The 22,404-nt window shown below is 59.7% G+C and carries 16 protein-coding genes; 2 read left to right on the top strand and 14 right to left on the bottom strand.

Features of this window, described 5'->3' with window-relative positions:
* Positions 1-2: 2 nt before the first annotated feature.
* Complete coding sequence (locus DI605_RS14740) at positions 3-1,067, top strand: class 1 fructose-bisphosphatase (RefSeq protein ID WP_293975401.1); 1,065 nt, start codon at positions 3-5, stop codon at positions 1,065-1,067.
* A 49-nt stretch (positions 1,068-1,116) separates the two neighbouring features.
* On the opposite strand, the gene eda is transcribed toward DI605_RS14740, so the two are convergent.
* The 12 genes from eda to DI605_RS14680 all read right to left on the bottom strand — a co-directional run bounded on the left by eda (position 1,117) and on the right by DI605_RS14680 (position 16,024).
* Positions 1,117-1,740 (bottom strand): bifunctional 4-hydroxy-2-oxoglutarate aldolase/2-dehydro-3-deoxy-phosphogluconate aldolase, encoded by a 624-nt coding sequence (gene eda, locus DI605_RS14735; RefSeq protein WP_293975628.1) that lies wholly within the window; start codon positions 1,738-1,740, stop codon positions 1,117-1,119.
* On the bottom strand, positions 1,734-3,578 hold the full coding sequence (edd, locus tag DI605_RS14730; RefSeq protein ID WP_293975399.1) for a phosphogluconate dehydratase: 1,845 nt from the start codon (positions 3,576-3,578) through the stop codon (positions 1,734-1,736). Before edd ends, eda begins: the two co-directional genes overlap by 7 nt.
* A gap of 102 nt (positions 3,579-3,680) precedes the next feature.
* Positions 3,681-5,204 carry a glucose-6-phosphate dehydrogenase gene (zwf, locus tag DI605_RS14725; protein ID WP_293975397.1) on the bottom strand — a complete coding sequence of 508 codons (1,524 nt, stop codon included), beginning with the start codon at positions 5,202-5,204 and terminating at the stop codon, positions 3,681-3,683.
* Positions 5,205-5,555: 351 nt separating this feature from the next.
* Positions 5,556-5,981, bottom strand: a complete 426-nt coding sequence (dksA, locus tag DI605_RS14720) for an RNA polymerase-binding protein DksA (protein ID WP_293975626.1) — start codon at positions 5,979-5,981, stop codon at positions 5,556-5,558.
* On the bottom strand, positions 5,981-6,172 hold the full coding sequence (locus DI605_RS14715; protein WP_293975395.1) for a hypothetical protein: 192 nt from the start codon (positions 6,170-6,172) through the stop codon (positions 5,981-5,983). Before DI605_RS14715 ends, dksA begins: the two co-directional genes overlap by 1 nt.
* A 263-nt stretch (positions 6,173-6,435) precedes the next feature.
* The gene (locus DI605_RS14710; RefSeq protein ID WP_293975393.1) at positions 6,436-6,801 is read right to left on the bottom strand and encodes a hypothetical protein; all 366 of its coding nucleotides are present in this window, start codon (positions 6,799-6,801) and stop codon (positions 6,436-6,438) included.
* A 108-nt stretch (positions 6,802-6,909) separates the two neighbouring features.
* Complete coding sequence (locus DI605_RS14705) at positions 6,910-7,650, bottom strand: dienelactone hydrolase family protein (protein WP_293975391.1); 741 nt, start codon at positions 7,648-7,650, stop codon at positions 6,910-6,912.
* Positions 7,651-7,766: 116 nt separating this feature from the next.
* Positions 7,767-9,113: a hypothetical protein gene (locus tag DI605_RS14700; protein WP_293975389.1), complete on the bottom strand. Its 1,347-nt coding sequence runs from the start codon at positions 9,111-9,113 to the stop codon at positions 7,767-7,769.
* Between the two features lie 104 nt (positions 9,114-9,217).
* On the bottom strand, positions 9,218-12,037 hold the full coding sequence (locus DI605_RS14695; RefSeq protein ID WP_293975387.1) for a TonB-dependent receptor: 2,820 nt from the start codon (positions 12,035-12,037) through the stop codon (positions 9,218-9,220).
* Between the two features lie 120 nt (positions 12,038-12,157).
* Positions 12,158-13,666: a glycoside hydrolase family 32 protein gene (locus DI605_RS14690; protein ID WP_293975385.1), complete on the bottom strand. Its 1,509-nt coding sequence runs from the start codon at positions 13,664-13,666 to the stop codon at positions 12,158-12,160.
* A complete protein-coding gene (locus DI605_RS14685; protein WP_293975383.1) occupies positions 13,663-15,039 on the bottom strand; it encodes a sugar porter family MFS transporter in 1,377 nt (458 codons plus the stop codon). Before DI605_RS14685 ends, DI605_RS14690 begins: the two co-directional genes overlap by 4 nt.
* 4 nt (positions 15,040-15,043) lie before the next feature.
* Positions 15,044-16,024 (bottom strand): ROK family protein, encoded by a 981-nt coding sequence (locus tag DI605_RS14680; RefSeq protein WP_293975381.1) that lies wholly within the window; start codon positions 16,022-16,024, stop codon positions 15,044-15,046.
* A 674-nt stretch (positions 16,025-16,698) separates the two neighbouring features.
* On the opposite strand from DI605_RS14680, the gene DI605_RS14675 reads away from it, so the two are divergent.
* A complete protein-coding gene (locus DI605_RS14675; RefSeq protein ID WP_293975378.1) occupies positions 16,699-17,850 on the top strand; it encodes an ROK family transcriptional regulator in 1,152 nt (383 codons plus the stop codon).
* A gap of 132 nt (positions 17,851-17,982) precedes the next feature.
* On the opposite strand, the gene DI605_RS14670 is transcribed toward DI605_RS14675, so the two are convergent.
* Together DI605_RS14670 and DI605_RS14665 are read right to left on the bottom strand one after the other, a co-directional pair.
* Positions 17,983-19,773, bottom strand: coding sequence for an alpha-glucosidase (locus DI605_RS14670; RefSeq protein ID WP_293975375.1), 1,791 nt, complete (start codon positions 19,771-19,773; stop codon positions 17,983-17,985).
* Positions 19,773-22,283, bottom strand: coding sequence for a TonB-dependent siderophore receptor (locus tag DI605_RS14665; RefSeq protein ID WP_293975373.1), 2,511 nt, complete (start codon positions 22,281-22,283; stop codon positions 19,773-19,775). The genes DI605_RS14670 and DI605_RS14665 overlap by 1 nt, the downstream gene beginning before the upstream one ends.
* Positions 22,284-22,404 lie beyond the last annotated feature (121 nt).

Raw genomic sequence — 22,404 nt, 5'->3', positions numbered from 1 at the left:
ATATGCAGCCTGTCACGCTTTCGCGCTTCCTGATCGAGCAGCAGCGTTTGCCTGGGTCTTCCTGTCCCGCAGAACTGCGCCTGCTGATCGAGACGGTCGCGCGCACCTGTAAGGCCATCAACCATGCCATCTCGAAAGGCGCGCTCGGCGACGTCCTCGGCAGCCTCGGGACCGAGAACGTCCAGGGCGAAGTGCAGAAGAAGCTGGATATGATCGCCAACGACCTTCTTCTCGACGCCAACGAATGGGGCGGCCATCTCGCCGGGATGGCCTCGGAGGAGATGGAGACGATTCATCCCATTCCCAACCGCTATCCCAAGGGGGAGTATCTCCTGTTGTTCGATCCAATCGACGGATCGAGCAATGTCGATGTCGACCTTTCGGTGGGCACCATCTTCTCAGTGTTGCGCGCGCCCGAGGCATGCGCCGGCCGCGACGTGATCGAGGCGGATTTCCTGCAACCTGGCCGCGACCAGGTCGCGGCCGGCTATGCAATCTATGGTCCGCAGACTCTGCTCGTCCTGACAATTGGAACGGGCGTCTACGAATTCACGCTCGACCGCGAGATCGGATCGTGGCGATTGACAGACGGCCCGATGCGGATACCGGCGGGCACACGCGAGTTCGCCGTCAACATGGCGAGGCGCCGACAGTGGTCGCCAGCGACCGCGCAATGGATTGAGGAGCGCCTGCAGGGCACAGAAGGCCCGTGTGGGCACGACTATAATATGCGCTGGACCGCATCGATGGTCGCGGACGTGCACCGCATTCTCAAGCGCGGCGGCGTCTTCCTCTACCCGTCAGACCACCGGACGCCAGGGAAGGCGCGACTGCGACTTCTGTACGAAGCCAATCCGATGAGCCTGCTTATAGAGCAGGCCGGCGGTGCCGCGACCGACGGCCACGACAGGATCATGGATGTGCTCCCATCCAGTCTTCATCAACGGGTCGGCCTCGTTCTCGGTGAGAAGGAGGAGGTGTGGTCATTACGACAAGCGTCTCAGGCTCTTCAATCCGAGCCCCAGCAAGGCGCAAAAATTGCGCAAGCGGCCGAAAGCGAACGATGAGATGCATGGAGGAGGAGTATTGTACATGGCCAGCGTCGACAGATGGCTGTCATGCCGATCTGGAAAGACGCTTTGCGGCGCAAGCCAACGTTAGAATGCGGGCAGGATCGGGCCGCCCTGGAGGAACAAGCCAGCTACCTCCGACGCAGGCCACCGCAGGAATCGCAAGCCAAGTCGCTGCACTTTCCTGAGTAATTCCGCCTGTAGGGCAGAAGCGGCATTGGAAGAACGGCGCGGCGAGCGCCTTCAGCGCGGCAATTCCCCCAGAGGCCTCCGCCGGAAAGAATTTGAAGCGATCGAACCCGAGATCAAGGCCGCGCATGATGTCAGCCGCGTCGGACACACCAGGCAGCAGTGGGATGCGCCGCTCGATCGCGGCAGCGCCCAGCCGTTCCGTAAGGCCGGGGCTGACAATGAAGCGCGCTCCCGCCGCGATAGCCTCGTCAATCTGCCTTTCGTTCACGACGGTGCCAGCGCCAACGACTGCGCCTTCAACCTTGCTCATCTCGACGATCGCGTCGAGCGCGGCGGGCGTCCGTAGCGTCACTTCCAGAGCACGTATCCCCCCGGCGACCAGCGCCTCGGCAATGGGCCGCGCATGCGCCACATCCTCGATTACCAGCACCGGGATCAGCGGTCCCAGGTCCATCACCTCGTCGACCGTCTTCACAATGCATAGTTCCGTGTCATTGCGGCAAGCATTGCCGACCCTCCCGCCTCGGCATCGCTCGCGCCGTCGCGCATGAACGCAAAGAGTTCGCGCCCCGTGCCTAGCGGTGCGGGTGGCGCCGCGGCTGCCTCACGCTGGGCAAGTTCCTGTTGGGACACTAACAGTTGGAGCTCGCCATTAAAGCCGCAGACACGGATCATGTCGCCGTCGCGGACCTTGCCGATCACGCCTCCTGCCAATGCTTCGGGCGAGACGTGAATCGCCGCCGGCACTTTGCCTGACGCGCCCGACATCCGCCCATCGGTAACGAGCGCAACCTTGAAACCCTCGCCCTGCAGCACTCCGAGCGCCGGTGTAAGTTTGTGAAGCTCGGGCATACCGCTGGCGCGCGGCCCCTGGAAGCGGAGGACGACGATGACGTCACGGTGGAGTTCTCCTGCCTTGTAGGCGGCGAGAACCTCGTCCTGATCGCAGAAAACGCGCGCCTGGGCCTCAACGGTCCAATGTTGGCGCGCGACCGCACTGGTCTTGAACGTCGCTCGACCAAGGTTACCTGAAACGAGGCGCATCCCGCCATCGGGCAAAAACGGGCGGGAGACGGGACGCAACATGCCCTCGTCGCGGCTCTCGGAAACGTCCTTCCATGCCAGCGTTTCCCCCTCGAACACTGGCTCCTTGGCATAATCGGCGAAGCCGCCGCGTGACACAGTCAGGATGTCGCCATGGAGCATGCCGACGTCAAGCAACTCGCCGATCACATAGGCCATGCCGCCCGCTGCGTGGAACTGGTTCACATCGCCCGGCCCGGACGGATAAACGTTCGCAATCATCGGCACCGCAGCGGATAGTCTGTCGAGATCCTCCCAGTCGAAAATGATCCCCGCCGCGCGGGCGATCGCTGGCAGATGAATGGCATGGTTGGTCGAGCCACCCGTCGCGAGCAGGCCGACCGCGGCATTGACGATCGCCTTCTCATCAATGCAGGCACCGAGCGGGCGATAGTCATTTCCGTCCCAACCCATCTCGGCGAGGCGGCGGACTGCGGCGCGGGTGAGTTCCTGGCGAAGCTTCGTGCCCGGACTGACGAAGGCCGCTCCGGGAATATGGAGACCCATGACCTCCATCATCATCTGGTTCGAATTGGCGGTGCCGTAGAAGGTGCAGGTGCCAGCCGAATGGTATGATGCGCTTTCACCCTCCAGCAGATCCTCCCTGCTCGCCCTGCCCGCCGCATAAGCCTCCCTAATTCGGACTTTCTCCTTGTTGGGCAGACCGGAAGGCATCGGTCCCGACGGGACCAGCAACATTGGAAGATGGCCGAAACGCAACGCACCGATCAACAAGCCGGGCACGATCTTGTCGCAGATGCCGAGCAAAGCCGCGCTTTCAAACATACCATGGCTGAGCGCCACCGCTGTCGACAGCGCGATCGTGTCGCGGCTGAACAGCGAAAGCTCCATCCCGGCCTGGCCCTGTGTCACGCCATCGCACATTGCCGGCGTGCCCCCCGCCACCTGAGCAGTGGCGCCGACTTCGCGCGCAAACAGTTTCATCTGTTCGGGATAGCGGCCGTAGGGCTGATGGGCAGAAAGCATGTCGTTGAAAGCAGTGACGATGGCAATGTTCATGGCCTTGCCACCGCGGATAACCGGCTTGTCCTCCCCCGCCGCAGCAAAGCCATGGGCGAGATTGCCGCAGGCGAGGCGCGGACGATGAACGCCCCCATCGCGTTCGCGCTCGATCAGGTCGAGATAGGCGCGGCGTGGCCCTGCCGATCGCAGGGTCACTCGCTCGGTGACGGCCTGGACATTTGGATTGACTGTCGGTTTGCTGGAACTCATTTTTCGGTCCAATGAATGGTGATCGGGCTAATGGCGCGCGCCAGGAAATGTCGCAGTTCCAGCTCGCACTGCTCCGCGAGTGCATAATCAACGAGGCAGGACTCAGTCATGCCAACTGACACCCGAACGCTCGGCAAGCGCGACACCCGCTGAAGGCCCCCATGTTCCCGCAGAGTACAATCTTGGCCTGACACCCGCCGCCTGCCAGCGGTCGCGTATTGCATCGATCCAGGACCATTGCGCCTCGACCTCGTCGCGACGGACGAACAGGGTAGGATTGCCTCCAATCAGATCAATCAACAGCCGCTCATAGGCGATGCGACGTCGAACGTCGGCGAAGGCGTCGGCATCGCGGATATCAAGAGTGACCTCCCGCATCCGGATACCCTCTTGGTCGAGGCCTGGCCGTTTCGCCATGATGGAAAGCTGAATATTCTCGTCGGGTTGCAGCGAGATAACCAGCCGATTGGGTTGCAACGCAGCGCCAGAGCCTGGAAAAATCGAATGCGGCATGCGCCGGAACTGGACGACAATTTCTGAGCGTCGTGTCGGCAAGCGCTTGCCGGTGCGCAAGAAGAAAGGCACGCCCGCCCAGCGCATGTTGTCGACATGCGCCTTCAAGGCGACAAAGGTCTCCGTGTCGGATGGCCTGCCCAATTCTTCACCATAGGCCGGAACCGGCAGACCAGCGACAGCTCCTGCGGCATATTGCCCCAGCACGCTTTCGCGATCTGTATCGAGCGGGCGAAGGGAGCGCAGGACCTTTACCTTCTCATCGCGAACGGCGTCCGCTTCGAAGCGTGCCGGTGCCTCCATCGCAACGAGGGCAAGCAGTTGAAGCATGTGGTTCTGCACCATGTCGCGCAGGCTACCCATTCCGTCGAAATAACCGGTTCGGCCTTCGAGACCGACGGTTTCTGCAACCGTGATTTGCACATGCTCGATACCACCTGCATTCCACAATGGTTCGAACATCAGGTTGCCGAAGCGCAGCGCCAGCAGATTCTGCACCGTCTCCTTGCCCAGATAATGGTCGATGCGAAAAGTTCGCGGCTCCGGGAAAACCCGCCCCACCGCGTCATTGATCTCACGGCTGGAGGCGAGATTATGACCCAGCGGCTTCTCGAGCGCGAGGCGGGTTGTCCCGCCAGTCAGACCCGCTTGCTCCAGGCCATCAATGGTCGTTTCGAACAGGGATGGCGCAGTAGAGAGAAAAATCGCGACACCGCCACCGAGCCGGGGGCGAACCGCCGCGCCTAAGTCAGCAAAACTAGCCGGATCAGAGGCGTCGGCAGCAACGTAGGACATCCTGGCCAGAAAGCGATCAACAACGGACGAGGCGAGTTCTCGCTCGATCGCGAGCGGCTCAACCAGCTTGCGGGTCTCTCCCTGCAAATCTTCGTCGGTCAACGCATGATGGGCCGTCCCGACGATCCGCAATTCCGCAGGAAGAAGGCCGTCCGCGTCCAGCCCGAAGAGCGAGGGCAGCAACATGCGCCGTGAAAGGTCACCGGTGACGCCGAAAAGAAGCAGCGTATGAGCGTGCGACCTCTTGTCGGTCGGGCTGCTTGCGTGACGCTCTGTCGAAAGGCCGGCGGTCTGGCGAGCTGTGGCGTCTCTGAACATTGCTTCCTCCCAGAATGATTGAGAGTGCGGTGCTCACGCGCGCGCGAATGGCCTCCCCTCCAAATCTAGAACTAAATCACATCATGGCATTTAGTCAAGGAGCTGAAAGGTCGAATTTGTCGCAGGTTGCTCGCTGGCATAGCGGTCCGAGCACTTCCTTTCTGCGCCGGGTCAAGCCGACCGTGGCCGACCGTCCTACTCAGACGAAGCGGAAGCCAGGACGCTCAGATGCCCGAGCGAAGGAGGTTGTCGGGGTTCTTTCTTCGCCCAAAAAGATCGGCGCAGCTGAGCCAGCCAAACGTGTGAATGACTGCAGCAGTTGAAATCGCAGCTTGGCGGATGGCGTGACGCTCAAGCGTCGCGCGATATCTTTTCCTGCCGTTCATGTCGCTCCTGGGCCTCAACGGTCATGGTCGCGATAGGCCGTGCTTCCAGCCGTCGCAGCGAGATGGGCTCTCCCGTGACTTCGCAGAAGCCATATTCGCCATCGTCGATCCTTCGCAGTGCAGCCTGGATCTTGGCGATGAGTTTGCGTTGACGATCGCGAGTGCGCAGTTCCACCGACCAATCGCTCTCGCTAGAAGCGCGATCAGTGAGGTCCGCTTCTCGGAGTTGCTCGAGCTGAAGCACGTTGAGCGTGGTCTGTGCCTCATCCAGAATCTGCTTCTTCCAGCTCAGCAACCGCTGCCTGAAATATTCCAGTTGCAGCGGATTCATAAAAGCCTCGTCGTCCGACGGACGATAATCCACTGGCATCTCAACCCTCGCATGGGGCATCACGCCGCACTCATCTTCTTTTGCGTCTTGTTGATAGCTGCTCGACGCTGCATGTCTTCAGCCGTGCTCGCCAGTTGCTCCAACCGGTCAGCGGACCGCTCATATTGCTGAACACGACAGGGCAGGATTTCCATTTGGGTCGCAGCCTGCTGGGCGACGGCATCCTGACAGTAGAGGGCGCTAGTGTTCATACTTCATTCTCGCATATGCTGACTCGAACCGGGCGACTGATTTGCCCCCTACCATGAATGAACAATAGTTCCTGCCTTCAGAGATATGCTCATTTGAAGGGATCATCTCTCAAGAAGTTGAGCGCTTTTCACTCCCATGTGTTCGATACCCCTTTTCTCGAAGCAGCGTACCAACGAAGATTGCTGCCTACCGGGTTGAACATGCTAGCGCTAAACGACTGTCAGCGCTAAAAGATTCGGGCGGAGTCGGCTGATGGCCGCGATTAGGTCTGACCCCAAGCCGCGATAATGACGCCATAGCGCCCATCGGACAATTGGATATCCGGCCAAAGTTCCGATCCGTTCTCAGAGAGCTTTATTCCCTTCAGCCCTGAAAGCCGAAAACTCCCCAGTTTCAGTTCTTTGGACTTGACGCCGTTGCGATGTGTCACAACCGCATCGCAGTAAAGACTTTCCTTCTTGAGATAGACGGCCTGGGGCGCCGCTTCCATGTCGACCTCGTTATAGGTCCACCGTACACATTGCTTCCGCCCGATTGCCAAAGTGAGCAATGCAAGTGCTTCCGCCTCCCTTTCCTCGGGTGTCTTCGTGGATGGTTGAAGGCTAAGGATTTTACGTGGCTCGCTCATAGGGAAGAGCATTGCGGCTCTGCATTGGCAAGACAAGCCCCCCGGCATGGCTAAGCCGATATGAGCGTCAATATTCATTGGTGATCCGGCAAAAGGCCGGGGCCCTGCTTACAGGTATCGCCGGAATAGTCCGACCGCCGCCGCCTGCGCAAATGCCGCTAACGCAGGATCGTAACGCGGGCCTTCGTCCCGCATAAAAGCGTGTGCTGCATTGAATTCGAGCCACTCGTAGCTGGCGCCAACTGTCTCGAGTTGTGCCCTGATTTGCGCGCGCGCTTCAAATGGGATGTGTGGATCCTGCCGTCCCCACACGAACAGCGCCTCGGCACGAAGTTCGCTCAGCCGTGCAAGTGTATCATCATTTTTCCCCGCCCCCAGCGTCGCGCTATGAAGGTCGGTGGCATAAAGGCAAACGGCGGCCTTCACCCGATCATCGAATGCCGCACGCAAGGCAAGATGTCCGCCAAGGCATTTCCCGATCGTACCCAGCCTGCCAGTTGACGCTGGATGCGACGCGAGAAAATCGAGACATGTGCGGGAGTCTGCATCGAAGGCGTGTAACGGCTTCTGCGCCTTGAGAAGATTGCCTCGCTGCGTACCTTCCTGATTGTACGGCAAGATCGTGCCTGGCTTCTCGTATTCATGATAGACTTCCGGCACACCAACAACAAACCCGTGGCCTGCGAGCGTCGCGGCAATCCGACGGATCGGTCCCGTCACCTGGTAGATTTCGGAAAAGAACAGCAGGGCAGGAAAACGCCCTTCCCTTGCTGGACGGAAAAGATGCACGCGCATGGTGCCGCCAGTTCCGGTCGATAGATCCTGCGTCTCGCCACTTTGAATGATCATGATTACCTCATGGTTCTGCCGTCTGTGACCAAGGCTGAAATTTACGGGCCTGGCGGCTATTTCTGCCCAAATGTGGATCGAAGCAGATGTGACCTCCCGGCCGGCCTCCCTTCAGTTCAGCGAACGTAGGCTGCCCCGTCAATCGCAACCGGCGGACGATTGGAAAACAGTGACAGCGATGTCCGCCGCACATCATAAAAGCGGAAACTGAGCGCCCTGAAGCGGTTGATATAAGCGACGCCCAGCCCCAATGCCGGATCGATCACAAGGTCGATCGAATAGATACCGTCGGGAGCGGCGGGGAAAGCAACATGAGGCGCATGCCCCTTACCTTCGGCCAGGCGGAAACTCGCCTCTCCCTTCCGGCTGTCTATCCTGAGCCAAGCCCTGTTGCCCTGTCCGTCAAAACGGACGCCGAAGCAGTCACCCGGTCTGACTTTGAATGTTGTCCGCACGAGCAAGGCCTCCCGCGCACTACCGATCTGCCGTCGGCTCCCGGACAATCGTGTACGCTCATTGCTAAATTGATTAGCTATGGGTCTTGGGATATCGACCGCGAGTTCTCCATCCGCGCGGCGTTGCAGGGCATGGGCGACAAGGTCGCCACCCCAATCGAATTCGGCACGATCATCGCGTTTCCTTTTATGCGCGACCCAACCGAACAGCAGACGATCGTTGCCCCTGCCGGCTGATTTCCCGGCGTAGAAAGCCCGTCCGTCGAGCGCATCCCAGCCGGGGATTTCATAGGGACCCGCACTTGTATTTGCGCGAAGATAACGCACCTGTCGGTACCGCTCGCGTTGATCCGAATAGAGCAGATACCAGGCATCTCCCTCGGCAAAGAGGTCGGGGACTTCCAGGTTGAGAGGAGAGTTTTCCTCATAGAGAGGCGGCCGCGCTGTCCAGCCGGAGAGGTCGGCCGAGCTGTAGAGGCCGATCGCCGCCTTTCCCGCTTTCCGGGTCGCCAGCAGCATCCAGTACGCTTGTGTCTGCGGGTTCCAGAACACGAACGGATCCCGGAAATCGAGGGCATCATAGTCGGTAGCGCCATCGAATGTCATGTCCGGCCGCTTGTGCCACGGTCCCTGTAGAGTTGCGGCACGGGCTTCCATGACGACTTCCCTGGGACGCCGCTCGGGATGATGGCCGGTGTAGTAGAGGCGATATCCGCCCTTGGGATCGGCAATGACGCTGCCGCTTCCGGTCCAGTAATCCGCAGCCTCGGGCCCCGCGACCGGGATTGCTTCGATCGGTGCGGACCAGTCCGCCATATCCTTGCTCTGCGTCAGCCAGAAAGGATGGCGTCCCTGGTTCTTCAGGTAGAACACGGAGTAGACGCCGTTCTCGAACATGGGATTGGGATCACCGATCCCGTTTGCCTCATGGGCGAAATAGACTGGCGCGTCCGAGGCAGAGGCAGGTGAAGCCGCGATCAGCAACAGAGGGAAAAGGCGCGCTAGCATGATAGACCCTTTCGTGCCCTGGCGCCGGTGGTGGATGGCGCCAGGGCTAACGGACCGGCAGAGGCGAGGAAGCACCCTCGCCCCTCGAGCGTTCTGGCCAGAGCCTACATCTTGAAACGTACACCGAGGCTGAAATACCGTCCTTCGATCCGCAGATCGCGGGGGAAATACTGGGTTTCATTGTAGTAGCGATAGTTGTTGAACGGCTTGCCAAGAATGTTGCTGACATTGCCTACAATCGTGATCCCCTTGATCGCTTCGTAGGAAGCGGAGAAATCCAGGCGAGAAATGCCGCGTGTGATCTCACCGGCATATTGGTCCTCGTTGGAGTTGCGGTTGTAGCTGTTGATGAAGCTCGAACGGTGATTGTACGAAAGCCGGGCGGAAACCGGGCCCTTTTCGTAGAAGCCGGTCAGGTTATAGGCCCACTTGGATAGTCCGGTTATCCGTACCTGCCGTGCACCTTCTCCCAGCACGGTTGGCAATGCATTGGTGCCGTCGAGATAGGTGACGTTCGCCTGGACACCGAAACCGGACAGGAATCCGGGCAGGAAGTCGAAGAATGTCTGAAACGATGCCTCGGCCCCCTTGATCTCCCCCTTGCCGGCATTCTCCGGGCGGTTGATCTGGATACGGCCATATTCGGGATCAATGACGTCCCGGGTATAATTGCTGATGAACCCGCGCAGATCGCGATAGAAAACCGCCAGCGTCGCCGAGCCGTTCCGGGAGAAATAATATTCGAGCGTGGCGTCGTAGTTCTTCGAAGTGAGCGGCTTCAGGTCGGGATTGCCGCCATTGCCCACAGCAGCATATTGCGGCGGTGAACCGTCGGGCCCCGGGCTGTTACGCGTGATATTGAGCGAAGGATTGAGCTGCCCGAAGCTCGGCCGTGTCCGGGTCTGGTTATATGCCAGGCGCACCTGGAATTCAGGCGTCAGGCGGATCCGCGTCTGAAACGAGGGAAGCACGTCGAGATAGTTCTGTCGCGAAACCTGCGGAACGATCTGAAATGCGCCGTCCGAGCCATTAACCCGCGAGAAGCCGGAGTAACGGCCGTCCGTATTGACCACGCGCACGCCGAACGTGCCGTCTGCCGTGATGCCGCCGAGATCGAACTCATATTTGCCCTGGCCATACATGGCATAGCTGGCCTCCTTGGCGGTAAAGCCGTTGAGCGGATCGAAGGGAATTTCCTCGGTCGCAAACTTGGTAACGGCATCTCGAATGCCGCCGTCATTGGGGAACATGATCGTCAGTTGCTGCACCGACGCATAAGCGAGCTGTCGCAAAGCATCGACATTGTCGCGGATCGCGCCCCGCGTGGGCATCAGCCAGTTCTGGAACGGCTGCGGATCCCCGCGGAAGCCATCCTTGATCAACTGCAGTTCTCCCGTTGGCAGGCTCGCCAGTGGAAGACCAAGTCCCGCCGTATAGGCGTAGCGATTGTTGTTCTGCATGAGCGCGGTCCGGTCGCTTGCCCGGATCCCCACCTGGATCTTGGGCAACCAGCTGATGTCGGTCTCAAGGTCGAGGTCGAGCCGTCCCTGGACGCCATCGCCTTTGGTGACGAAGTGCCGCTGAAAATATCCTCGCCAGACATAGTTGGCCGGATTGGTCCTGTCGAAATCGACAAGATCGAAGATCGCCGACCCTTTCGAATCCCAGCTGACATTGATGGTCGGCGCGCTCGCGAGTTGCGCATCGACGCTATCCTCGTCGGCTTCGTATTTGCTATAGGTATAAGCAAAATCACCCGACAGGGTCGCGCGGCCGGTGTTCCACTTGAAGCCCAATGCCGCCTGGTAGGTGTCGGTCTGGTCATCCTGCGTGGAGCGGAAGAATTCGGGAACATAGCCGCCCGTCTTGGTGAAACTCGCCGCCTTGAGCGGCTCGCCTTCGACGAGGATGACGTTGCTGAGCGTCGGCGCGATGCCATCGATGCTGCGACGCTCGAAATTGACGTTGAACCCGTCTCGCATCACCTTGCCACGATAGGCCTGCCATAGTCCCTCCGCATAGATCTCGAGATCGGGAGTCGGGCGCCACTGGATCGTGCCGTTAATGGCGGGACGGTGGCGGATACCCGTTTCGTAGAAGTTGCCGGCATTTGCGGGGAACCGGAAATTGCCCACACCCGGCGTCGTCACCGTCATGTCATCGGATGGGTCTTCCGAATTGAAGCCCTGCGGACTGATGATCGCCGAGTCCGCATACCTGTCCGCGTTGCGATAGGTCGTGCGCACATAGCTGAGATTGACCAGCGCACCGATCTCGCCGATGGAGGTATCCCACCGCTTGGTCAGGAGAAGGTTGCCAGAGGGGTCGAATGCCTTCGACTGGTCATTATAGGAACCACGAACCTCGCCTGCGATCTCCGTGTCCTTGACATCGAACGGCCGGCGCGAGCGCAAGTTGATCAGGCCGGCAAGCCCAGGCTCGATGAGATCCGACGTGCCGGACTTGTAAACCTCCAGGCCGGCCGCCACACCGGCCGGGAAATCCTGCAAATGCAGTACGCGATCGTCGGCGGTGAAGAACTCCCGGGAATTGAACGTCGTATTTACGTCCGGCAGGCCGCGGACCAGCACCACACCGGCCTCGTCATTGTAACGCAGCACCTGGACGCCGACGATGCGTGAGATCGCCTCGGCAGCATTATTGTCCGGCAGCTTGCCGATATCTTCCGATACGATCGCATCGACGATCGCATCGGATTGCCGCTTGGTCTCCTGGGCCGACCCCATGGCGGCGCGATAGCCCGTCACGACGATATCCGCTGCGGACACCGGTTCGGCTCTTTCCTCTTTCGCCGTTTCACTGGTGGGGTCGTCGCCCGGAGCGTCCTGCGCCGACGCCGGCGCAATGAGAAGCAGCGATGCGAGCGAGGTGGAGCCAAGCAGCGCGAATGTCCTGAGTTTCATGATTATCCTCTCCCCTTGTTGTCAGTTCAATGTGCACACAAGACCGCTTCCGCAGACGCTGTCGGCAGATGTGCGTTTCCATCAATGTGGTTCGGCATGCTCAGCTGCTGTCGGCGTTCATCATCGCATTGGGTCCTGCTTTATGGGCCAGGCGGTCAAATCCATCGTCGCAGGCGCCCCGCGCGCCGAAGCGGTCCAGCGCAAGGAACCCGAGCCCCGGAAAAAGCGGTCGGTGATGGTCTGCTCGCCATCGTTGATGAAAAGTTCGACGATCGATTCATCGACCAGCAAGCGAAGAGATACTTTTCCCCTGCTCAGATCGACGGGAGCGACATGACGATTGGCAAAGCCATCATGGAAATGCGGTCCTGAACGTGATCGGTCGAGGAATACCTCGTTCACCGTCGGATTGACGCCGATGATCATCTGGTAGCCCTCTGCGTCCGTCAGTGCGATGGAGATCTGCTCCGCGCCGCCGAACGCCAGTTCCGCCTTGAGTTCGGCCGTACCTCCGGTCACCGGCAATAGAACGGGCTCCTCGCCAAGCCGAATTTGCCGCGCTGCCTGCGGAGCCCCACGCAATGCTTCGAACTCTCGCACCGGATTTTGCGTCAGCCGATAGCCCTGAACGCCCTTGCGAAGCGTAATCGCCCGTGGGACCGTCATGATCCCGCGTGACGGGTAAGTCGGTATCGCCTCGGCATATCGCCAGTCATTCGCCCAACCGATCCAGATGCGGCGCGGATCATTTTTAGGAAGATCATTCCAGGTGACGGCGGCATAGAAGTCCGCGCCATAGTCCGTCCATACAGGGGCCCCGCCCCATCCCTCTACCGGGGTGAAACGACGGCCGTCGAAATCGCCCACGAAATACTGTCCGCCCGACCCACCGCCTACGGCATTGTCGCCCAGGTTGATGCTGAGCACCCAGCGTTTCTCTCCTGGCCGCCCCCCTTCGACGGGCATTTCGAAGAGATCCGGGCACTCCCAGTTCTTGCCGCGTCCGCCCGCCGGACCGAAGCTGCTGGCAAAGGTCCATTGCTTGAGATCTGGCGAGGTGAACAGCACCGCCTTGTTCTCGTCGGCCATGACCGCAACCATGACCCATCGCTGTGTTGGCGCGTGCCAGAAGACCTTTGGATCACGAAAGTCGGGTGTGCCGATGCTCAGCACCTCTCCGTGAACAGCCCAGGTACGGCCGCGATCATTGCTATAGGCGAGATATTGAGACTGGAGGTTGGCCTTGGGATTATGCCCGGTATAGATAGCGATCATCGGCGGCCTGCCGCCCCGCCCCAAGCCAGTGCTATTCTTCCAGTCGATCACCGCGCTGCCGGAAAAGGCCATGACGTCGGCCGTTTCGGGTATTGCGACCGGCAACTCTTCCCAGTTGACAAGATCCCGGCTGACGGCATGGCCCCAGCTCATATGGCCCCATCGGTCGCCATGCGGATTGTACTGATAAAAGAGATGATACTCGCCTTCGAAATAGACCAGCCCGTTAGGGTCGTTCATCCAGTTCCGCTTGGGAGCGAAATGATAGGCCGGCCGGGGATCGGACCTCTGTGCCTCGGCGTGAATGGGGATCATCGTGACCGCGGTAGCGAGCAGGACCAGTTTCCTTATCATGCACGTGCGCTCCCCAGGTCCATGTCCTCAAGGGGCACGCCGTTGGTCTCGGGCATCAGCTTCCATGTCCAGACGAACTGAAGCAGCATCATCGCGCCGAAAAAGGCGAAGACCCAACCGCCAACGCTGGCCGCGAAGATCGGGAACGCCCACGTAATTGCTGCAGCCATGACCCAGTGGGTCGTGCTGCCAAGCGCCTGTCCTTTTCCACGCACCGCGCTTGGAAACACCTCCGAAATGAACACCCACACGACAGCCCCCTGGGACATGGCGAAGGCAGCGATAAAGCCCAGCAGACCGATCAGGATCAGCGTGCCGTCAGGCATTGCGCTCTCGAGCTGATAGCCCACGAGAAACAGGGCGAGAGCGCACAGGATCGAGCCCGTATAGAGCAGCGGCTTGCGGCCGAACCGGTCGATCAGGAAGAGCGCGAAGATAGTGAAGAGCAGATTGGTCCCGCCAATGGCGATGGACTGCAGCAAGGCGCTGTCGGCACCAGCTCCGGCCAGCTCGAACACACGCGGCGCATAGTAGAGCAGCGCATTGATCCCGGAGAGCTGGTTGAACATGGCGATGGCGATGGCGCAGGCAACCGGCCGCGCATATGCGGCCTGGAAAAGCCCCGGTGCGGTGGATCGATCGACCTGGCTCTCGGCGTCCTGGATGCGACGAAGCTCGCGCACCGGGTCGACAAAACCCAGCTTCTTCATCACGCCGAGCGCCTGCTGACCCCTGCCGTGAATTGCGAGCCAGCGTGGACTCTCCGGCAGCAGCACGCTGACCACAAGGAACAGCACGGACGGCAGGGCAACGATGCCGAACATCCAGCGCCATGCTGTCTCCGTCGAGGCCAGATTGGCGATCACATAGTTGGAGAGAAAGGCGATCAGGATTCCCAGAACGATATTGAGCTGGTTCATCGCAACCAGACGCCCTCTGAAACGCGCCGGCGAAACCTCGGCAATGTAGATCGGGGTCACCACGGACGCGGCGCCGATCGCAAGACCGCCCAGGAACCGGAAGGCAAGAAGCGTCCACCATTCACCGGCAAGACCGGTGCCGAGCGATGAAACCACATAGCAGATCGCGACCATCAGCATGACAGCGCGCCGGCCGAAGCGGTCGGCTGGTGCGCCTGCAATTAGCGAGCCGATTACCGTGCCGATGAGGGCGGAGGAGACAGTGAAGCCCAGCATGGCGTCACTAAGGCCAAAGCGCTCCTGCAACGCGGATGTCGTGCCTGAAATGACCGCCGTGTCGAAGCCGAACAAAAGGCCGCCCAGCGCCGCGCCGGCGGCACTCAGGATGATGGCGGTGGTCGCGCGGGCGTTCTCAACGCTACCCGATAGATGGGCCTCGTGACCCGACAGCAAGGGACTATGCAAGTTCGGCTCCTGACAAAAGAGGTTGGCCCGGCAGGGAGGGAAGTTCGACAGACCAGTGCATGGGCCACTGGCGCGTCACGGTTCGATAGGCGAGCGCCAGCGCTCCCGTGAGGCCGGCCGAGGCGCCGGCTGTTGGAGCGGTGATGTAATCATCCATATCGAGCGAGCGCATGCTGGCGTCGTAGCCGGCCAGTTTGGTCACCAGCGCGCGCCTGACGCGCTCGTACATATCGGGCGATTCCATCACGCCGCCGCCGATGATGATACGGTCCGGCCGCACGATATAGGTGAGCGTTGCACACAGGCCGGCGAGGTAGTCCGCTTCGATCATCCAGCCGGGATGATCGGGTGGCAACTGTTCGCCGGGCACACCCCAGCGGGCCTGCATCGCCGGTCCGCAGGCAAGGCCCTCGAGGCAGTCACCATGAAAGGGACAGATGCCGGGAAAGGCCTCGTCCCCCGGCGCCCGCGGCAAACGGATATGTCCGGCCTCGGGATGGTTCGCGCCCCCGTGAGGCGCTCCGTCGATCAGCAATCCCACGCCGATCCCCGTGCCCACCGTCACATAGCAGAAAGTATCGAGTCCCTGCCCGCTACCGAACAGTCGCTCCCCGACGGCTGCACAGTTTACGTCAGTGTCGAGTGCCATTGGCGCATCGATCGTGCGCGAAAAATGGGCAAGCAGGTCGATGTCCTGCCAACCCGCCTTGGGCGTCGATGTGATGCTGCCATAGTCCTTCGCCACCGGATTGAGGGATAGAGGACCGAAGCTCCCAACCGAGAAGGAGGAAAGAGGACCAAACTCATCCTGCGCACGGGCGAAGAAGTCCGTGGCAATGGCGAGGGTCTCCGCCGGAACGGTCGTCGGAATGCGCGTCTGCCGAATGATATTGCCGTCGCGGTCCGCGATTCCGCAAAGGAATTTGGTACCGCCCGCTTCAATCGCGCCGAGAAGGAGATTTTCAGGCTGCATGGGTTACTCGCACAGATGGGCATGCGCAGACGTCGGAGACGATGTGCACATGCGGTGATGAGGATGAACCCGCGGTGCAGGCGGCCGATCCAGCAGCCCACCGGAGAACGGCGACGACGATGGGCGCGCTATAGCGACCCTGCCCAACCGCCGAACAATTGATGTTGGAATACCCACAATTCATCCTCGCCTTATCCCGCGGCATCTTTGCGTGCCTGTGGTCGCTTTTGCGCGACTCCATTAAATCTACGAATGTGATTTAGTCTGTCAATCACTAAATCCGGTGCAGATGCCGGGGAAAGCACCCCACAAAAAAGAGGGGGAGGATTGGAGCTCAAAGCACCTACCCTCCCCCTCATATTCCAGTGTGCAGACTGGAAATCGGGACGAGCCGAGCCAGGGACGGCCGACGATAGCTGGTCCAGGTCAGGCGCGGATGTCGGGAGAGAGGAGAGGTTCTCTTCCGTCAACCGCCCGCAAAACCGAACGAAGTCAGATCATCGGGAAGTCTTCAAGCCCGCCTCTGCCACCTGACCCTTTAAATCTATCAATGTGATTTAGTGTGTCAAGCTGCGCTGTCGAGGTGTTACCCTTGCTATTGGACCCGACCATGTTTCAAAATGGCTTGCGCTATAGCGCATCGCAGCCCGCCAACAATGGGAGTGGAGTTTCTGGTGAACAAGCGTGGCAGCAATGCAGTAGGCGTGCGCCGGTACAATGAACGACTGATCCTCGCGACCGTGCGACGGCTCAACGGAGCATCCAAAGCCGACCTTTCACGGATAACCGGCCTGTCTCCGCAGGCGGCCGTGCGGATAGTCGAAAGCCTTGCGGAAGAAGGTCGCCTCATCAAGGCAGGCAAACGCACGGGGGGAATGGGGCAACCCTCGATTATCTACCGCATAAACGGGGATAGCGGTTGCACCATCGGAGCCGAAATCGGCCGAGACCGATTGGTATGCACCATACTCGATTTTGATGGCCGGATCATTGCTTGCGAGAGCACCGCGACCTCCTATCCAAGTCCGGCCAGCGCAGTGGAGCACATCCGGTCCTTTGCTCGACATCATATGCCCCGATTGCGACAGGAGCAGCGCGAAGGCTTCCTGGGTTTCGGCATCGCGATGCCTTGGTTCATCGGGGAATGGCGCGAAGAGGCGGGGATTGCTACCCAGCAGGCGGCCGCCTGGACGGCGCCGGGGCTGGAGGAACTTTTTCAGAACGAACTGGATGGCCCGGTCCTGTTCGAAAATGATGGCAACGCAGGCGCTTTGGCCGAGTTGATGTCAGGCGCCGGTGCGGGCCTGAACAACTTCCTCTACGTCCATATTGGTACCTTCATTGGCGGCGGCCTGATCCTCAATGGCGAGATCAAGCGGGGCCGAAATGGCAATGCCGGCGCACTCGCCTCAATGCCCGTGCCGAACGGCCCAGACGTCGATTTCCTGCTCCATTCAGCGTCCCTCTATCAACTGTCTTCGAAGGAGACGACATCCGATGCTCAATGGGAGGCGTGGCTTTCGCATTGTGCAGATGCGCTCGCCTTCACCATCATCAGTGCCAACAGCCTTCTCGATTTGGATGCGGTCGTGATCGGGGGCACGCTTTCCCAGGAGCGCTTGTGTCTGCTAAGGCGCCTGATCCTCGAGAATATGCAACGATCCGCACCTAGAGATTTTTTCTGCCCCGAGCTTAGGATCGGCAAAAACGGCGATCAGGCTCCAGCCATCGGAGCTGCTTTACTACCGTTATTCTCTACTTTCGCACCAAACCTGATATCGCTGTTGAAAGTTGATAAGGATACGGCAGATATCGAACGTAAATAGTCTGCCGCGCGAGCGTTGCTCCTTGGCACATTCGATCCATGGACATCGACGAACACGGGCTTGTCATGTCGCCATTGCCGAGATGATCTTGCGATGCGTCGGTTCACCAGACTTCGCCGCTATGGCTTTCGATCAGCCAGCCCCGCCATAGCGATAGAGGCGCGCCTCCCAGGGACCTATCCTGCTGCCGCCATTCATATCCCGGTTGGAAACCAGCAGTTCCAGCTCTCGCAATGGAGGAAGCGAGTAGTCGACCATATTCTCGGCGAAGTTGAGCAGGGTCAGATAGCCACGTTCGGCCGATCCTCTGCGATAGCAGAAGATCGATGGATGGCTGGGATCATAGTCGAGATAGTCTCCATAGATCAGATCCAGCGCGTCCGCCCGCAACCTGATCATCTTGCGATAGAAGTGAAGTATCGATTGCGAGTCCTTCTCCTGCGCCTCCACATTTATCGCAACGTGATTGGGGTTGACCGGGAGCCAGGTCTGCGCTGCCGTGCTGAACCCGGCTTGTGGTCCGGCATCCCATTGCATCGGGGTGCGCGCATTATCCCGGGCGGTGCGCTTGAGGTTCGACAGATATTCCACCTCGGGAACGACGCCGGTCAAGACCTGCGACCTGTAGTTGCCCTTGACCTCCACATCATCGAATTGATCGATCGCGGTAAAGGGGTAGTTGGTCATTCCGATCTCGTCGCCCTGATAGAGGAAAGGCGTCCCCTTCTGGGTAAGCAGAAGCATCGCAAGCAGCTTGGCGGAGTTCACGCGGTGTTCTGGACCGGCATCTCCGAAGGAATTGACGATGCGTGGATTGTCATGGTTCGACAGAAACACGGTATTCCACAAATGCCGGTCGGCATTGTCCCCGGCGCGAGCCCATAGCGCCTTCCATTCGACCAGGGTCCACGGGTTTTGTCGCCAATTGTCGCGGCCGATGCGCGAAATGTCGAACTGGAAGATGAGATTGAGCTCGTTTCGCCGTTCGTCCGTCAGGAGCGGCGCCTTTTCGGCCGGCGTCCCGGCAGCCTCGCCGACGGTTACCATGTCGTACTTCGCCATCACCTCACGGTGCATCTCCTGAAGATAGGCATGGAGATGAGGACCAGACGCATAGAGTTCATCGGGCGCCCGCAGTTCAGCTGGGGTCAAATCGGGTAGGCCGGGTCGCTTGGAAATGAACGGGATAACGTCCATACGGAAACCGTCAACGCCCTTGTCCAGCCAGAAGCGCATGAGATCGTAGACCTCAGCGCGAACCTTGGGGTTATCCCAATTGAGGTCCGGCTGCTTGCGCGCGAACAGATGCAGATACCAATCGCCGTCCGGCCCGTCCTGCTGCCAGGCGGAGCCTCCGAAGAACGAGCGCATATTGTTGGGCGGCCCACCATTTTTGCCCGGCTTCCAGATATAATAGTCCCGGTACTTATTGTCCCTGCTTTTGCGGCTCTCCTGGAACCAGCGATGTTCATCGCTGCTGTGGTTTACCACGAGATCGAGAATCAGGCGCATGCCTCGCCGCTTGATCTCCGCCAGCATGCGATCGAAGTCGTCCATCGTCCCGAACTGCGGCATCACCGCCCGATAGTCGCTGATATCATAGCCATTGTCGGCATTGGGCGACTGGAAGTGGGGACTGAGCCAAATGACGTCGATGCCAAGGCTTTGCAGATGATCGAGCCGCCGCGTAATCCCGTTGAGATCGCCGACGCCATCTCCGTCCGAATCCTGGAAGGAGCGCGGATAAATCTGGTAGAATACCGCCTCTTTCCACCATTGCCGGCGATAGCCGTTGATCTGGGCCACCGCATCGCTGCGAAACATCGCCATGGCACCGGGCGCCTGGAGCGCACCGAGCAGCATACCGGTACCACCGAGCATCGCCCTTCGGCTGAGGGGCAGCCTTGTCGCTGCATGCTTCATCAGAAATTCGCCCGGATTGTCGCGCTGACAGTACGGCCGTTAATGGCCCGAGCTCGAACAAAATTCGCGCCAGTTCCGGCTAGAGCCCCCTCCTCCTCTTCTGTGAGACCGAAGGCGTTGAAGATGTTGTTCGCGTTCACCGAGAGAGTGACCATAGGCAATATACGAGCCTCCACGAACCCGTTGACGACCGTATATCCGGGCATCACCAGACCGTTGGTGTTCGTCGAGTAGCTCCTCGTGGTGCCGACCACATTGGCACCAACCGTAAACCGGTCATAGGTGTATCGGGGCGATACCGAATAAATGAAGGTCGCCTGCCGTTGCGGACGATTGCCGTCGAGTTCGGGCGCCTGTTCGTCCCGCTTGATCTCAGCGTCCGTAATCGTCCCCGTCGCATTGATCGAGAACCCCCCGGTTCGGTAACTCCCCTCCAATTCTACGCCCTTTGATTCATAGACGCGATTGGTGACAAACTGTCCTGCCCGGTCGTCCGCGAGTAATTCGCTGGTCCGCGCGTAGAAGGCGGTGAGGAATAGGCCGAAGCCGCCTCCCCGGTACTTCACGCCCGCTTCCGCTTGCTTGACCGGATTGACGATATCGCCGCGACGAGCGCTTCCGTCCGGGCGGATGCGGTCAATCAACAGGCGATCATTGTTGGCGCGCGCGCCTTTGCTATAGCGCGCGAACAATGCGATATCGGGCGTGACCAGGTAGTTCAGACCGGCCGAATAGGACCAGTAGCCAAAATCATAGTCAACAATCCGGCGCGTAGTGGGATCGAAAGCGTTCACCCGCCGTTCGATCGGCGAAATGATGCCGTCGCCATCGACATCTAGATTTTGCGTCACCGTACCGCCGATATAATAGCCCTTGGTTCTTCCGTCGTCATGACGCACGCTCAAATCGATGTTGAGTGGCTTAAAGTCAACGACAAGCGATCCGAAAAAGGCGTCGGTTCGCGTTTCCGTGTAGGAGGTGCGCGTGCAGCAATTGCCGAATGTGGGCACGCCGTACGCCCATTGGCCTCCCTGCGTTAGCTTGACACCTGCAGCATCATAGACGTCCAGAAACGCGGATTGGCCATCTCCTCGCACGTCCTGCAAATAACTCGCCCAGGTCCAGGTTGTGCCGACCTCCTGATAGCTGTGATAGTAACCGGCCGTCGCACTGACCGATCCGGCCCCGACATCGAACGTCTTTGACAGCTTGAGATTGTTCATCCAGTTGTCGAGCGTGTCGAGATTCGTGTTGAAGGTATTCGTCAACATCGCAAGGCCATTGCCGCCGAGCGTCGACGGATCCACCACCTGCCCCGCATTGGGGCCGGTCGCGTAGCGAAGTGCGTATACCGTTCCGGTAGGAGCAAGACTGCCCGTAGTCAGATAGTCGCCGACCTGATTGGCGGCCGCCTGTGCGCCTGTCACGCTTGACGGAAACAGCGAGCGAAACGCGCCTTGGACGTCGGCGATCTTGAAGCGATTTTCGATCACCCATCCGGATGCGAATTCATAACTGCCTTCCACTCCAAATTGCTTAAGGCTGGGGTGCATTCCATCAGCAAGGTCGTCATCTGATCGGCGGTTCCCCGTCGTGAGCGACGCAATGTTCCTGGTGTAGGAGCTATGGACCGTGTCCCTTTTTATATCGAAGCCGGAAATGGAGCCATAATCGGGATCCCGGCCCGTGCCCGAAACTTGCAGAGGCATCGGAAGGTAGGAGATCGCGCGGTCGTCGAGATATTTGAAGTTCGCGCGAATATAGCCGCCTTCGAAGCTTTTGGTGATGTTGGCCCGCACCTGACCGCCCTTCTCGGCGGTGTACCCGGTGCGACGGGCACCTTCACCCCAGCGATAAAGGCCCCCGACATGCGCGCTCCAGCCGCCGCCGAAGTTATATCCATAGTCTCCGTCAAACCGATTGGTACCGAAGTCCAGCCCCTTGGTGAACGCGAGAGCTCCGCCCGTAGTCTTGCCAGTTTTGCTGATGAAGTTGATGACGCCTCCTGGCGAATTACTCGCCAGCGTCGACGCAGAACCGCCCCTAATACTTTCGATGGTATCGACATTGTAGTCTGCACGCAGGAAGATATCGGCGTTACCGAAAGCAATATCGCCATATTCGAGCACGGGAAGGCCATCCTCCCACAATTGCAGGAATTTTGCGCCGCCCGATGAAATGGGTAATCCGCGAACAGCGATATTGGCATTGCCTTCGCCACCCGAACTTTCCGACCGAAGACCGGGAATGCTGCGCAAGAGCTCTGCCGTGGATCGCGGGGCATTTGCGAGCGCGGCATCTGCATTGAGGCTGCTGACAGAGACGCTGGTATCGAGGCGAGTCTGACCGCGCCGGGTCGCCGTTACGACGATATCGCCCAGTCCCAGCGCGTCGCCTTTTGCGATCTCGGTCTCACTTTGTGGGGCGATATCAGCCTGCTGTGCAAGCGCTGGGGTAGCGATGGTTATCGCACTCAGTGAAACCATGCCCAATAGATGCGCGATTTTCATCACCTCTCCTTCCTCAACACGTATCTGGCGTACGAACTAGGCTGGGCATAGCAGCGATTCAATCGATTGCAAACGCGAATTTCAATCGATTGAAATCATCTGATCGTGATGATAGCACTCC

Origin of the sequence: Sphingomonas sp., assembly GCF_003248515.1 — a bacterium.
Lineage (GTDB): Bacteria > Pseudomonadota > Alphaproteobacteria > Sphingomonadales > Sphingomonadaceae > Sphingomonas_I.
This window is presented reverse-complemented; position numbering and strand designations above follow the sequence as displayed.

Bases quoted from the DNA above. Each gene is read 5' to 3' on its own strand.
- DI605_RS14740 (WP_293975401.1), top strand. From the start codon at position 3: ATGCAGCCTGTCACGCTTTCGCGCTTCCTGATCGAGCAGCAGCGTTTG.
- edd (WP_293975399.1), bottom strand. From the start codon at position 3,578: ATGAGTTCCAGCAAACCGACAGTCAATCCAAATGTCCAGGCCGTCACC.
- zwf (WP_293975397.1), bottom strand. From the start codon at position 5,204: ATGTTCAGAGACGCCACAGCTCGCCAGACCGCCGGCCTTTCGACAGAG.
- dksA (WP_293975626.1), bottom strand. From the start codon at position 5,981: ATGCCCCATGCGAGGGTTGAGATGCCAGTGGATTATCGTCCGTCGGAC.
- DI605_RS14715 (WP_293975395.1), bottom strand. From the start codon at position 6,172: ATGAACACTAGCGCCCTCTACTGTCAGGATGCCGTCGCCCAGCAGGCT.
- DI605_RS14710 (WP_293975393.1), bottom strand. From the start codon at position 6,801: ATGAGCGAGCCACGTAAAATCCTTAGCCTTCAACCATCCACGAAGACA.
- DI605_RS14705 (WP_293975391.1), bottom strand. From the start codon at position 7,650: ATGATCATTCAAAGTGGCGAGACGCAGGATCTATCGACCGGAACTGGC.
- DI605_RS14700 (WP_293975389.1), bottom strand. From the start codon at position 9,113: ATGCTAGCGCGCCTTTTCCCTCTGTTGCTGATCGCGGCTTCACCTGCC.
- DI605_RS14695 (WP_293975387.1), bottom strand. From the start codon at position 12,037: ATGAAACTCAGGACATTCGCGCTGCTTGGCTCCACCTCGCTCGCATCG.
- DI605_RS14690 (WP_293975385.1), bottom strand. From the start codon at position 13,666: ATGATAAGGAAACTGGTCCTGCTCGCTACCGCGGTCACGATGATCCCC.
- DI605_RS14680 (WP_293975381.1), bottom strand. From the start codon at position 16,024: ATGCAGCCTGAAAATCTCCTTCTCGGCGCGATTGAAGCGGGCGGTACC.
- DI605_RS14670 (WP_293975375.1), bottom strand. From the start codon at position 19,773: ATGAAGCATGCAGCGACAAGGCTGCCCCTCAGCCGAAGGGCGATGCTC.
- DI605_RS14665 (WP_293975373.1), bottom strand. From the start codon at position 22,283: ATGAAAATCGCGCATCTATTGGGCATGGTTTCACTGAGTGCGATAACC.